The sequence below is a fragment of the Micromonospora siamensis genome (assembly GCF_900090305.1).
GTDB lineage: Bacteria > Actinomycetota > Actinomycetes > Mycobacteriales > Micromonosporaceae > Micromonospora > Micromonospora siamensis.
This window is the reverse complement of sequence record NZ_LT607751.1, coordinates 1,307,888-1,320,781: the sequence shown is the minus strand read 5'-3', so window position 1 is coordinate 1,320,781 and position 12,894 is coordinate 1,307,888. Positions and strand designations below refer to the sequence as shown.

12 protein-coding genes are annotated in these 12,894 nt (G+C 74.9%); 8 read left to right on the top strand and 4 right to left on the bottom strand.

Features of this window, described 5'->3' with window-relative positions; genetic code table 11:
* Window positions 1–72 precede the first annotated feature (72 nt).
* From GA0074704_RS06115 to GA0074704_RS06100, 4 genes are all read left to right on the top strand, one after another.
* Window positions 73–675, top strand: a complete 603-nt coding sequence (locus GA0074704_RS06115; RefSeq protein ID WP_088969597.1) for a copper chaperone PCu(A)C — start codon at window positions 73–75, stop codon at window positions 673–675.
* Window positions 672–1,901 (top strand): Dyp-type peroxidase, encoded by a 1,230-nt coding sequence (locus GA0074704_RS06110; RefSeq protein ID WP_088969596.1) that lies wholly within the window; start codon window positions 672–674, stop codon window positions 1,899–1,901. The genes GA0074704_RS06115 and GA0074704_RS06110 overlap by 4 nt, the downstream gene beginning before the upstream one ends.
* Window positions 1,898–2,485: a copper resistance CopC family protein gene (locus tag GA0074704_RS06105; protein ID WP_377471226.1), complete on the top strand. Its 588-nt coding sequence runs from the start codon at window positions 1,898–1,900 to the stop codon at window positions 2,483–2,485. Before GA0074704_RS06110 ends, GA0074704_RS06105 begins: the two co-directional genes overlap by 4 nt.
* Before the next feature lie 289 nt (window positions 2,486–2,774).
* Complete coding sequence (locus tag GA0074704_RS06100; RefSeq protein WP_172880439.1) at window positions 2,775–4,775, top strand: bifunctional copper resistance protein CopD/cytochrome c oxidase assembly protein; 2,001 nt, start codon at window positions 2,775–2,777, stop codon at window positions 4,773–4,775.
* Window positions 4,776–4,847: 72 nt separating this feature from the next.
* On the opposite strand, the gene GA0074704_RS29335 is transcribed toward GA0074704_RS06100, so the two are convergent.
* Window positions 4,848–5,120, bottom strand: coding sequence for a DUF1775 domain-containing protein (locus GA0074704_RS29335; RefSeq protein ID WP_231926885.1), 273 nt, complete (start codon window positions 5,118–5,120; stop codon window positions 4,848–4,850).
* On the opposite strand from GA0074704_RS29335, the gene GA0074704_RS29330 reads away from it, so the two are divergent.
* The 3 genes from GA0074704_RS29330 to GA0074704_RS06085 all read left to right on the top strand — a co-directional run bounded on the left by GA0074704_RS29330 (window position 5,049) and on the right by GA0074704_RS06085 (window position 8,384).
* Window positions 5,049–5,357, top strand: coding sequence for a hypothetical protein (locus GA0074704_RS29330; RefSeq protein WP_231926972.1), 309 nt, complete (start codon window positions 5,049–5,051; stop codon window positions 5,355–5,357). The two genes, GA0074704_RS29335 and GA0074704_RS29330, sit on opposite strands and share 72 nt — an antisense overlap.
* A gap of 187 nt (window positions 5,358–5,544) precedes the next feature.
* Window positions 5,545–6,837: a GAF domain-containing protein gene (locus GA0074704_RS06090; RefSeq protein WP_088969593.1), complete on the top strand. Its 1,293-nt coding sequence runs from the start codon at window positions 5,545–5,547 to the stop codon at window positions 6,835–6,837.
* Window positions 6,838–7,031: 194 nt separating this feature from the next.
* Entirely contained in the window at window positions 7,032–8,384 is a 1,353-nt protein-coding gene (locus GA0074704_RS06085) for a PP2C family protein-serine/threonine phosphatase (protein WP_231926769.1), read from the top strand.
* Between the two features lie 6 nt (window positions 8,385–8,390).
* Here GA0074704_RS06085 and GA0074704_RS06080 read toward each other — a convergent pair whose 3' ends face one another.
* The gene (locus tag GA0074704_RS06080) at window positions 8,391–8,741 is read right to left on the bottom strand and encodes an STAS domain-containing protein (RefSeq protein WP_088969592.1); all 351 of its coding nucleotides are present in this window, start codon (window positions 8,739–8,741) and stop codon (window positions 8,391–8,393) included.
* A 78-nt stretch (window positions 8,742–8,819) separates the two neighbouring features.
* Window positions 8,820–10,931, bottom strand: coding sequence for a BTAD domain-containing putative transcriptional regulator (locus GA0074704_RS06075; RefSeq protein ID WP_172880436.1), 2,112 nt, complete (start codon window positions 10,929–10,931; stop codon window positions 8,820–8,822).
* A gap of 190 nt (window positions 10,932–11,121) precedes the next feature.
* Here GA0074704_RS06075 and GA0074704_RS06070 point away from each other — a divergent pair, with 190 nt between their 5' ends.
* Complete coding sequence (locus GA0074704_RS06070; protein WP_088969590.1) at window positions 11,122–12,261, top strand: PucR family transcriptional regulator; 1,140 nt, start codon at window positions 11,122–11,124, stop codon at window positions 12,259–12,261.
* A 51-nt stretch (window positions 12,262–12,312) separates the two neighbouring features.
* On the opposite strand, the gene GA0074704_RS06065 is transcribed toward GA0074704_RS06070, so the two are convergent.
* Window positions 12,313–12,867: a hypothetical protein gene (locus tag GA0074704_RS06065; RefSeq protein WP_088969589.1), complete on the bottom strand. Its 555-nt coding sequence runs from the start codon at window positions 12,865–12,867 to the stop codon at window positions 12,313–12,315.
* Between the last annotated feature and the right edge of the window lie 27 nt (window positions 12,868–12,894).

Below are 12,894 nucleotides of genomic sequence, written 5' to 3'. Positions count from 1 at the left end.
CGCTTCGCGCGGAACCTGCCGCCCGGGTACGCCGACCAACCATCGGACACCATCTGACTGAAGGGACCTTTCATGCCCAGCTTCACCGACGTTCGCCGGCTGCGCCCGGCCGTCCTGCTCACCGCCGCCGCGGTCCTCACCCTCGGCGCGGCGGGATGCGGGTCCTCGGGCGGGGCCACGACCGCGGCACCAGACACCACCGCCCCGGCCTCGACGAGCGCCGCCGCCGGAGCGCTGGGAATCCGCGACCCGTGGGTCAAGGCCGCCGACAAGGGCATGACCGCCGCGTTCGGCACGCTGGTCAACGACGGCGACGCCGACGTCACCATCACCGGGGCGGCCACCGACGTGTCCCCCATGGAGCTGCACGAGATGACCATGAAGGACGGGAAGATGGTCATGCAGCCCAAGAAGGGCGGCATCGTCGTCAAGGCGCACTCCCGCGCCACGCTGGAGCCCGGCGGCGACCACCTGATGCTGATGAACCTCGCCAAGCCGGTACGCGCCGGCGACGAACTCAGCTTCACGCTCACCTTCGCCGACGGCCGTACCCAGACGTTCACGGCGGTGGCGAAGCCGTTCACCGGCGCGCAGGAGTCCTACGCCCCGGGTCACGGCGAGCCGATGCCGGGCATGAGCGCGACCCCGGGAATGAGCATGAGCCCGGCGTCATGACCGACGCGATCAAGCCGCCCCGCGGGGTGAGCCGGCGTGGGCTGCTCACCGGCGGCGCTGTCGCCGCCGGGGGCGCGCTGGCCGGCGGCGCCGCGATCGCCGCCGCCCGTCCCGACGATTCCGGGCGCCCCGGCGACCCGATCCCGGTGGCCCAGGTGGGCGGCGCGGTCGAGCCGTTCCACGGCGGCCGGCAGTCCGGGGTGACCACCGAGCCGCAGGCGCACGCGGCGTTCGTCGCGTTCACCCTCAAGCCGGGCACCGACCGGGCGTCGCTGGGGCGGATGCTGCGGTTGCTGTCCGACGACGCCGCCCGGCTCACCCAGGGCCGCCCGTCGCTGGCCGACACCGAGCCGGAACTCGGCCTGCTGCCCGCCCGGCTGACCGTCACGTTCGGTTTCGGCCCCGGCCTCTACGCCGCCGCCGGCCGCGCCGACCGCCGGACGCCGTCCGTGGCCGACCTGCCGGCGTTCCGCATCGACCGGCTGCAACCGCGCTGGTCCGGCGGGGACCTGCTGCTGCAGATCTGCGCCGACGACCCGTTGACCGTCGCTCACGCCCAGCGGGTCCTGGTCAAGGACAGCCGGCCGTTCGCCTCCGTCCGTTGGGTGCAGCAGGGCTTCCGGCGGGCCGCCGGGGCCGAACCGGGCCGCACCCAGCGCAACCTGTTCGGCCAGCTCGACGGCACCGCCAACCCGAAGCCCGGCGCCCCCGCCGACACCGCCGTGTGGGTGACCGACGGGCCGGACTGGCTGCGCGACTCCACCACCCTCGTGGTGCGGCGGATCAGCATGAACCTGGAGACCTGGGACCTGCTCGGTCGCACCGACCGGGAAGTCGCGGTCGGCCGCCGGCTGGACACCGGCGCGCCGCTGACCGGCGCCGCCGAGCACGACGAGCCGGACTTCGCCGCGCTCGGCCCGGACGGGCTCACCGTCATCCCGGACTTCTCGCACCTGACCCGGGCGCACGTCACCGACGACCGGCTGAAAATTCTGCGCCGGCCCTACAACTACGACGGCGTGCCGACCGCCGAGGGCCACGCGGACAGTGGGCTGATCTTCGCCTCCTACCAGGCCGACATCACCCGGCAGTTCCTGCCCATTCAGCGCCGGCTGGCCGAACGGGACCTGCTCAACGAGTGGACCACCCCGATCGGCTCCGCCGTGTTCGCCGTACCGCCCGGCTGCCCCGAGGGCGGCTGGATCGGCCAGCAGGTGCTCGGATGACCGCCGCCCGGAAGGTTACTTTCTCGATGCGTACCCGCGTCACCGCAATCCTCACCGCGCTGCTCACCACGCTGCTGCTGGTGCCGGCCGCACCCGCCGCGGCGCACAACTCGTTGCAGTCGGCCGCACCGGCCCAGGATGCCCGGCTGACCGCCGCGCCGACCTCGGTGACGCTGCGCTTCCTGCAGCGGCTCGATCCGCAGTTCACCACCATCGTGCTCAGCGACGCCGACCGGCGGAAGGTGCCGACCGGCGCGCCGGCCGTGGACGGCACGGCGGGCAGCGTGACCGTCGAAGAGCCGCTGGTCAACGGCACCTACACCGTCGCCTACCGGGTGGTCTCCGCCGACGGCCACCCGGTGCAGGGCTCGTACCGGTTCACCGTCGCCGACCCGGCCGCGTCCGCGGCGTCGCCCCCACCGCCCGCGACGGCGACCCGCAGCGGTGGACCGGCGAGCCCGGTGGCCGCCGGCGAAGGCGGTGACGGCGGCCCACCCGCCGTCCTGCTGGCCGCCGGCGCGGTCGCTGTCGTGGCCGTCGCCGGCGCGGCCCTGCTGCTGCTCCGGCGCCGCCGCGCCTCCTGAACCACGTCGCCGGCCGCCCGGCGCCCCGATCCGAAACCAGGTCCAGCCCGTGCGTCAGTCTCCGTCGCCTTCCCCGGCGCCCCGCTCCCCCCGCCCGTCCGGCACCCCCGGCGGGGGTACGGCCGAACCGGCCAGCCTCAGCTCGGTCGGCGCAGAGCCTGCCACCGACGGGCCGGGCAGCCGGGAAGCTGTTGCCGGCCGGCCCGTCGGCGCGGGGCCGGCCAGCACCGCACGGGTGGGTGTGCACCCGACAACCGCCGGTCAGGGCAGCCCGGGCCCAGGCGGGCCGGTGGCGAGTGGCTGGTTGGCCTGGGTGGTAGCGACCGGTTCGGCGGTGGTGGTGCTGCTGCTGGCGCTGCGCCTCGGCGGCGCGGTCGCCGCCGCGATCCCGGGCCTGCCCGACCCGGGGCCGGTCACGACGTGGGCGCTGCCGGCGGTACGGCTGCTCGCCGACGGGTGGGCGACGCTCACCGTCGGTTTCGCGGTGACGGCGGCATTCCTGCTGCCCGGTGACGGGCCGGGCGTCTCCGCGCACGGGTGGCTCCTGCTGCGCCGCGCCGGCCTCACGGCGACCGGCTGGGCGGCGGCGTCCCTGACGCTGCTGGTGCTCACGGTCTCCGATCTGCTCGGCGTTCCCCTCGGCCGGCTCGGTGCGGCACCCGTGGTCAGCTTCGGTATGGACATCACGCAGGGGCGTGCCTTGTTGGCGCAGGCCGGGCTGGCGGCAGCGGTGGCGGTGACGGCCCGGGTCGCGCTGTCCCGCCGGGCCGCCGCGCTCGCCTCGGCGGCGGCGTTGGCCGGGATGTTGCCGCCGGCGTTGACCGGGCACGCCGCCGGGGCTGGCAACCATCAGATCGCCGTATCGAGCCTGGCGCTGCACGTGCTCGCCGCCGCACTGTGGGCCGGCGGGCTGGCCGCGCTGCTGACCATCCGGCGCAGCCGCCACCTGCCCGGGGCCGCCGCCCGCTACAGCCGGCTCGCGCTGGGCTGCTTCGTCACCGTCGGGTTCAGCGGCCTGGCCAACGCCGCGGTGCGCCTCGGCGCCGTCGACCAGTTGTGGCAGTCCCGCTACGGGTGGCTGGTGCTGGGCAAGCTGGCCGCGCTCGCGATGCTCGGCCTGCTCGGCGCGGCACACCGGACGCGTGCCCTGCCGGCCCTGGCCGCCGGGAGACGCGGCGCCTTCGCGCGGCTCGCCGCCGGCGAGCTGGTGGTCTTCGCCGCCACGGTCGGCCTGGCCGTGGCCCTGTCCCGCAGCCCGACGCCGGTCACCGAGCCCGTCGACGCCGATCCGGTGACCGCGGTGCTCGGCTTCGGCATGCCCGCCGCCCCCACCCCGGCGCACCTGCTCGGCCAGCCGCTGCCCGACCTGATCTTCCTCACCGTCACCGCGGTCGGCATCGCCGGCTACCTGACCGGGGTCCGTCGGTTGCGCCGGGCCGGGCACCAGTGGCCGGTGGCCCGCACCGCGAGCTGGGTGGGGGGCCTGCTGGTGCTCGCCGCCGCCACCGGCCTGGGCTTCGCCCGCTACGCGTACGTGCTGTTCAGCGCCCACATGGCCCAGCACATGGTGCTGTCCATGCTGGTGCCGATCCTGCTGGTCGGCGGCGCCCCGGTCACCCTCGCGCTACGGGCCCTGCACCGCCCCACCGAACCGGAGGTACGCGGGCCCCGGGAATGGCTGCTGCTCGCCCTGCACAGCCGCCCCACCCGGGTGCTCACCCATCCGCTGGCGGCGCTCGGCATCTACACCGTCAGCCTCTTCGGCCTCTACTTCAGTGACCTACTCGGCACGCTGATGCGCTCCCACCTCGGGCACCTGGCCATGCTGGGGCACTTCGTGGTCTCCGGCTACCTGCTGTTCTGGGTGCTCATCGGCATCGACCCCGGCCGGCCCCGGCTGCCCCACCCGATCCTGGTGCTCATCCACCTCGCGTCGATGATGGCCCACGGCTTCTTCGGCCTCGCGCTCATGCAGACCACCACCGTCATCGCCCCCGACTGGTACCTCGGCGTCCACCCCGACTGGGCGTCCACGCTCCTGGCCGACCAAAGACTGGGCGCCGGCATCGCCTGGGCGTTCGGCGAGATCCCCGCAGCCGTCGTCATGGTCCTGCTGGTCCGGCAGTGGATCAGGGCCGACCAGCGTGAGCAGCGCAGGGTCGACCGGGCCGCGGACCGGGCCGAGGCCACCGGGGAGGACGACGACCTGGCCCGCTACAACAGGTTCCTGGCCGCCGCCGCGCGCGCCGACACCGACGCGCGCGGCTCCGACCGGCCAGCCGGCAGCTGACCCGACGGCGCTGCCACCACGGCCGCGTGCCGATATCCCAGGTACGCAGGGGGGCGGAGCGGATCGACGCCGTCAGCTCGCGTGGTTCGTACGGCGGTAGGCGAGGAGCCCGGCGACCAGGCCCGCCAGGCCGAGGAGGATGCCGGCGATGCCGTACGCGGTGCCGTTGCCGCCGTCGGAGTCGGCGTCGTCGCTGTTCTGTGCCGCAGCGGCGACGGGCTGGGCGGGAGCCGTGTCGTCCTTGCTCGTAATCAGATTGAGCACGGGCGCGGGGTGCTCCGGTTCCTGACCGGCGGCGGGCTCGTCGATCCACCGCACGACGTCGCCGTTGGAGTAGGTCTGCAGGGCCTTGAAGACGACCTGGTCGGTCTGGGGCAGCGGGCCGGGGGAAGAGCACGTACGGCACCAGGGCCAGCTGGGAGCTGCACGGCGACGCGGACCGCGATCGACGCCACCGCCAACCGGCTGCCGGGGCTCATCGCGGACCTGCGCTTCGAGGTCATCCCGGGCGGCCCGGACAACATCGCCTGGACCCACCCGGAGCTGGTCAACCGCCACCTGCTCGAGTTCATCGGCGCCTGAGCCGGAACGGAACCGCAGGCGGCCGGCCCCACCCGGGCCGGCCGCCCGCTGGAACCTGGTCGGCCCGGGCTTCCGCAGCCTGCACTCACCCGCACAGCGGTCGCCCGGCCCTCCCCGTACGCTGGCGACGGTCCGGCGGGCGACCCATCGGCCGGTCGACGATGCCCTACCGGGGAGGGACCACAGCATGACGGCGGTACCGGGCCAGCGGACGGATGCCGTGGATTCCTCGGCTGCCGAGCAGGCGGCGGCGGAGGACCTGCGGGCGCTGTTCGGGCAGTCGATCGCCGTGTTCGCCGCGCTCGCGGGGCCGACTCACGTGGTGGAGGCGGCGAACCCGGCGTTCCTCGCCACCGTCGGGGAGGACCGGGCGCGGGTCGGGGTCCCGATCGGCGAGCTGCTGCCCGAGCTGGCCGGTCAGGGCTTCATCGCGCTGCTGGACGAGGTCTACCGCACGGGTGAGCCGTACACCGGCCAGGACGCCAGGGTGGTGCTGGGCACCGGCCCGCACGCGCGCGAGGCGTTCTTCGACTTCACCTACGAGCCGCGCCGCGACGCCACCGGCGCAGTCACCGGGATCCGGGTGATCGGGGTGGAGACCACCCAGGTCAAGCACGCCCAACTGCTGATGGCCGAGCACCGGGCCATGCTGGAGCAGATCGCCCGGCAGGCGCCGCTGACCGAGGTGCTCGACGGGATGGCGCGCTGCATCGAGAACCTGGCGCCGCAGGAGGTGCTGGTCTCGGTGCTGCTCGCCGACCCGGACGGCCGGCACCTGCGCCACGGCGCCGCACCGAGCCTGCCCGGGTTCTACAACGAGGCCATCGACGGGATCGCCACCGGCGAGGGCGTCGGTTCGTGCGGCACCGCCGCCCACCGGCGGGAACCGGTCGTCGTCACCGACATCGCCACCGACCCGTTCTGGGCCGACTTCCGGGATCTCGCCGGCCGGGCGGGACTGGCCGCCTGCTGGTCGACCCCGATCCTGGCCCGGGACGGCAGCCTGCTCGGCACCTTCGCCATGTACCACCGCACCCCGCGCGTCCCGCAGGACAGCGACCTCGCCCTCTCCCGGGTCTTCGCCGGCACCGCGGCCCTGGCCATCGAACGCCACCACGTCGAGGAGGCGAAGACCGCCGCCGAGGCGCGCGCGGCGGCGGCCCACGACGAGCTGGCCAGGGCGGTACGCGCGGAGCGGCAGCTCCGTGCCGAGGCCGAGCGGCGCGCCGCCGCCGCGGCGGAGCTCGCCGACCGGATGCGCGCCGCGGCGGCCACCCAGGCGGCCCGACCGCATCCCGAGCACTGCCAGCTCGGTGGCGCCCAGGGATGCCCGGCACCGGCCAGGATCAAGGTGGCCGACTCGTGGGGCGACTCGGCGTGGGGGTGCGACGACCACGTCGAGGAGGCCATCCTCCACGTGCGGTCGGTCTTCATCGCCAGCGAGGAACTCGGCGGCCTGGCCGCCTACCTCGACCGGTGACTGTCTTACGTCCGCACCCCGGACCCCGAGGGCGATCCCGCCGCCCGGGGGCGGCGCTGCGACCGGCGGGCGCGTACGCGACCGCGGTGCACCCCGGACGAACACCCCGCCGCGTCCCCACCGGTGCGGGATTGGCCCGGCGACACGTCGGGTAACACACGCAGCGCGGTGAGCAGAGCGGACGGAGGCCACCGATGGCAGCCGACGAGAGCAGTGGACGGGGGCAGCCCTCCGTCGAGGACCAGGGTGGCGTGGCGTACCTGGACGACCTCGCCCAGCAGTTCGACGAATCGGCCCAGGTGGCGGAAGGCGAGCAGGCCGTGCTGGCCGGGATGCTCCAGTCGGCCGAGGACGCCGCGCCGGTCGAGGCGGTCGAGGCGGTCACCGGCACCATCGCCGTGGCGTTGCAGGCACGCCACGTATCGCTGCTGATCGCCGACCTGAACGGTCGGGCCCTGGTCCGGCTGACCCACCAGCCGGCCACCGCAAGCCCGGGCCGGCGTCAGGGTGAGGAGGCCGCCGAGGTCCTTCCCTTCGACGGCGGCCCGTACGAGCAGGCGCTGCGCCGGCAGACCACCCGGATCCTCCCGGGTGACGAGAGCTGGACGGTACTGGCACCGGTCACCGAACGGGGCGAGGCCATCGGCCTGCTGGAGATCGGTCTGCCCGCCGAGCCGGACCCACGGGTGGTGGCGCAGATCGCGCGTACCGCGCACGCGCTGGCGTTCGTGGTGATCGCCAACCGTCGGCACACCGACCTGTTCGAGTGGGGCCAGCGCAGCACCCCGCTCACTCTCTCGGCCGAGATCCAGCGTCGGCTGCTGCCCGCGGCGTTCACCTGCGAGGCCGGTGCGTTCGCCCTCTCCGGCTGGCTGGAGCCGGCGGCCAGCGTCGGCGGGGACACCTTCGACTACAGCGTGGCCCGGGACGTGCTGCACTTCAGCGTCACCGACGCGATGGGGCACAGCGTGGCCAGCGCGCTGACCGCCACGCTGGGCGTGGGCAGCCTGCGCAACTCCCGTCGCCGGGGCGACAGCCTGGTCGGGCAGGCCAAGGAGACCAACCAGGCCATCGCCGAGCACGCCAACGTGCGCGGGGCGTACATGACCGCCGTGCTCGGCCGGATCGACCTGGCCACCGGACGCTGCGAACTGCTCAACGCCGGGCACGTTCCGCCGATGCTGGTCCGCGACGGTCGGGTCACCCCGATGGAACTGCCAGCCAACTTCCCGCTGGGGATGTTCCCCGAGGAGGGCTACCGCAGCGCGGAGCTGGCGCTGCTCCCCGGCGACCGGCTGCTCGTCGTCACCGACGGCATGCGCGAACGCAACGCCGCCGACCTGGACCTTCCCGCCGAGCTGCTGCGGATCGGGCACCTGCATCCCCGCGAGGCGGTCCGGGCCCTGTCGGACGCCGTGCTGGCGACCGCCGGGCCGGTCCTGGCCGACGACGCCACCCTACTCATGATCGACTGGTACGGCGACCAGGGACCGCGGCGCAGCAGCGCCGGCGCGGACACCGCCCGGGCCAGCGACCTGCCCCGCTGAGCGGGCTCACGGACCGGAGGGCGAGGCCTCCTCGGCCTCCCGCACGGTGTCGAAGATGCCGATGACCCGGTCCACCGAGGTGATCGACAACACCGTGCGTACCGGCCGGCGGACGCCGGCCAGCCGGAGCCAGCCGTCGCGGGCGCGCAGGTCCTTGTGGGCGACCACAAGCGCGCCCAGGCCGCTGGAGTCCAGGAAGCCGACGCCGGTCAGGTCCACCACCACCGTCCGGGCGCCGGCCTCCACCACCGCCTCCAGCCGGTCGCGCAGCTGCGGAGTGGTGCTCATGTCCAGGTCACCGGCCACCTCGACCACCGTGCTGGTACGCCCCTCTCTGGTGCTCAACGCGAAGTCCATGAAACCTCCTCAACGCGGGTGACGGACATCCGGCGATGCCGGTCCCCGCTGTGCACGCCGTACCCACCGTGCCAGAGACTAGGCCCGATCGCTCGGCGGGCGGGCGCTCACCCGTCGTCGGCACAGCGACAGGTCGGCGCGGGAGCCGATCGTCCGGTAGAGCTTCGTCGCCTGGTGGTGGTAGCCGCGCAGGTACGCCTCGGCCCCGTCCCGCCAGGGGCTCGACGCGATCCGGGACAGCGCGGTCGCGGGTACGCCGGCGGCCCGCATCAGGATCGGCAGTTCCACGCCGATCTCGGGTGGGAGGAAGCTGGCGCCGATGACGTCGATCGCCTCCTCGACAAGGGCCGGCACCCGTCGGACGGTCCCGCTCCGGCCGGCGGCCAGCGCCGCGGCGAGCATGGGCGCGTACGCCCGGGCGTGCCAGCGGCTCCCCCGGCGGCTCTGCTCGGTCAACCGTTCCAGGGTCTGCGCCGCCCCACCCCGGTCGCCCCGCCGCAGTTGCAGCCGACCCTCGAGATAGAGGCACTGGTCGGTCAGGAAGTGCCCGTCGTCGTGGGCCAGCCAGCTGCGTACCCGGCGCTGCGCGTCGGCCCGGTCGCCTGACCAGAACGCCCACCACGCGCCGGCGGCGGCCAGGTACCGCAGGTCCTGCGGGCAGCCGCGGGTGCCGGCGGTGGCCCGGGCGCGGTCGAGCAGCCGGCCGTAGCGGGGCAGGTCGCCGAGGCCGGCGGCCGCGTCCATGGCGTTCACGGCGAAGACGACGGGCACCCACCCGGCGAGGCGTTCGTGCTCGGTCATGGCGGTGAGGCAGTCGTGCAGCCCGCCGGGGTCGCCGAGGTCCAGCCGGGCGATGCCCCGGTTGCTGAGCAGGCGGTTGCGGTCCGCGTCGTCGGGCGTCCGCTCCCCGTTCCGCAGTACCGCGTCGGCCTGGTCGACGGCCGCCTCCGGCTGCCGGGTCACCGCGAGCAGGCCGGCCAGCGAGGCGACCAGTGGCACCGGCCAGGTGGTGCGGGGGCGGGACGACAACAGCCGGCGGGCGGCGGCGAGGGCGTCGAGGGCCGCCGCCCGGTCGCTGCGGCACCAGGCGATCCGGGCGGTGGTCAGTTCGGCCTCGACCGTGCCGAGCAGGTCGCCCCGCTGGGCGAAGAGCCGCGCGGCCTCCCGGGCCTCGGCCGTGCCGGCCCCGCTGTCCCGGGCGCGCTGGTCGGCCAGCCGTACCAGGAGCCGGGCGCGGTCGGGGTGGTCGGGCCCGGTCGTCGCGAGGACGGCCGCCAGGCAGTCCAGAGCCTGGCCGTGCCCGCCCATGCGCTCGGCGAAGTCGGCGGCGCGCAGCAGTGCCCACCGGGCGGCGGCGCTGTCCCCGTCGGCGTGCGCCGGTGGCTGCGGCCGGCCGGCCCGGCGGGGGTCCGGGCCCCGGTGCCGTGACGTCCGGTGCGGGTCGCGCGGCGCGGGGCCCGGCGGCGCGGTGACCGTCCCGGCCGCCCGGATCGGGTACGGCCGGTGCGCGGCCACCGCCTCGGACCGGTCGCACCGGCGCAGGACGATCGCCAGCCGCTCCCGGAGGCCGTCGTGGTCCGGATGGTCGGCGAGCACGCGGCGCAGCACCGGCAGGACCGCGGCCGGCCGGTCGAGGCCGAGTTCCAGGTCGACCAGGGTCGCCACGGCGCGTCTGCGGGCCTCGTCGAGCGCGGTGACCTCGGGCCAGTGGCGCACCCGTGGGTGGAGGGCGCCGAAGACCGGGCCGGCCCAGAGGTCGAGGGCCTCGTGGAGCAGCCGCGCCGCCCGGTCCACCCGACCCTCGGCCGCCGCCCGGAGGGCGTCGTGGTGGCGGTGCCGGAAGACCAGCACGTCGAGGTCGAGTGCGAGCAGGCGCAGCGCGTACCCGGTCGGCTCGGCGTCGATCCGGCCGCCGGGGAGGTCCAGGGCCGGCAGTGCCCGGCGGAGCCGGTGGATCTGCACCTGGACCGCCGGTCGAGCCTCTGCGGGGTCGCGGCCCGGCCAGAGCGCGGTGGTGATCCGGGCCACCGGCACCGCCGCGGGGGCGTGCAGCATGAGCAGGCCGAGCAGCAGCCGGCGCTGCCGTCCGGTGACGGTCAGGGCGATGCCGTCCACCTCCCAGCCCAGGTCACCGAGCAGGTGGCCGCGTTCCCGCCGACCGTCCACGGCCCGCCAACTTGATCGATGCATGTGAATCATGCTGACCGCTCGGTGAGCCACCCGCAACCGGCCGCTTTCACCGCGCTTACGCCGGGACGCTAAGCGTTGCCTCGGCGGACGCCCGTTTCCGAAACTGCAAGACGACACGCACGGTGCGGATTTGAACGCTCCAAGTCACCAGCGGTGACGACCCTCGGCGAAGAAAGGGGTCCTGTCGGACATGCACCGCCACCACTCGTCCCTGCTCCGACACGTCGGGCCGACCGCGTCCGCCGTGGACCACGTCCTGGCCCGCGACCTCCCGGCACTCGTCGGCCCACCGCAGCCGTCCCGCGACGCCCCCCGCCGGCTGCTGCGGGCGCTGCTGCGCCGGGCACTGCGCCGGGCCGCGGCCGGCACCCCGTGGACAGCCGCCGACCTCGACCTGATCGCCCGGCAGGGCGCGCGGGCGGCGGCGTACGGCGCCGGAGCCGGCGCGCTGGACCTCGGGGTACGGGTCTGCGTCAACGTCGGCCTCCAGACCCTCTGGTCGGTGATCGACGAGAACGGCACCGAGGAGCTGCTCCGCCTCAGCAGCTGGCTGCACCAGCACCTGCCCGCCACCCTGGCGGCGGCCAGCCGGGGCTACTGCGCCGAGCTGCGGCGACAGTTCGGCTCCGTGCGGATCCGGCGCCTGCTGGTCGAGGGCCTGCTCACCGGCGCGGACGTCGAGGCGCTCGCCGCCACCGCCGGCCTCGCGCTGCCCGCGTCGTTCCTGGTGCTTGCCGTGCGGGGCGGCCCGGCCGACGGCCCGCTGCCCGACGGGGTGCTGCACGTCGGCACGGGGGACGAGCAGGTGTTCCTGTTCGGAGTCCCGGCCACCGGGAACCCCGGAGCGCGGCGACGCGCCGTGGAGGCCGCCGCGCAGGAACTGGTGGAGACACTGGCGCGGGACGCCACCGAGCTGACCGCCGGGCGGGCCTTCGCGGCGACCCGGGCGGAGGTGCCGCAGGCCCGGTCCGAGGCCGGGCGGGTGGCCCGGCTCGCGGTGGCCACCGGCGCGTACGCCCGGGTGCACGCGTCGGCCGACGTGTTGCTGGAGTCCACGGTGGTGGGTGCCGGCGCCGCCGCCGAACGGCTGGCCGGCGTGCTCGACGGACTCGACGGCCGCCCCGACCTGATCGAGACGCTGGAGACCTTCTTCGCCAACGACTTCGACCGGACCCGGTCGGCACAGGCGCTCTTCCTGCACCGGCGGACCCTGCAACTGCGCCTGCACCGGATCAGCGAGCTGACCGGCCACTCGCCCACCACCGCCCGGGGTTCCCTGGTGCTCAACGCGGCGCTCTGCGCCCGGCGGCTGTGCCGGGGCATCGGCTGACGCGCGGGTGCCGGGCCGGCCCCCAGGTCCGGCCCGGCACCCCGGGCTCGCTCAGCCGAAGTAGTTCTGGCACCTGGCGTTGCCGTACACGTAGCAGACGGTGTACGGGGAGCCCCAGCTGTCGCGGCGGACGGTGACCTCACCGGTGAAGAACATGTACGACCGGCCGCTGCCCGAGTCGTACCCGCCGCTGAAGGTGACGCCCTTGTAGCTGCCGCTGATGCTGCCGACCACGTTGCCCGGCTTCTCCATCTTGGCCTTCACGTAGCAGCGGGAGAAGTAGTACGAGCCGCTCCACAGGCCGTTGGTGCACTGCACCAGGGTCTGGCTGCCGTAGCCGACCGCGTTCCACCCGTTGTACGGCTGGATCGCCAGGATCGCCCCGTAGACGCTGGGCCGGTTGTTGACGAAGTCCAGGTTCAGCTTGTAGTCGTACCAGCCGACCTCGTGGGTTCCCCAGAAGTCCGTGTAGTTCATGATCATCCGGTCGCCCTGGATGGTGACGGCCGCCTGGGCGGGCGAGGCGATGGTGGTGATGCTCAGCGCGGCGAGCAGGGCGGCGAAGAGCGCGGTGAACGCCCGGCGTGCGCGGAGTGAGACGGACATGGCACCCCTTTCGGGACGGGAACGAAA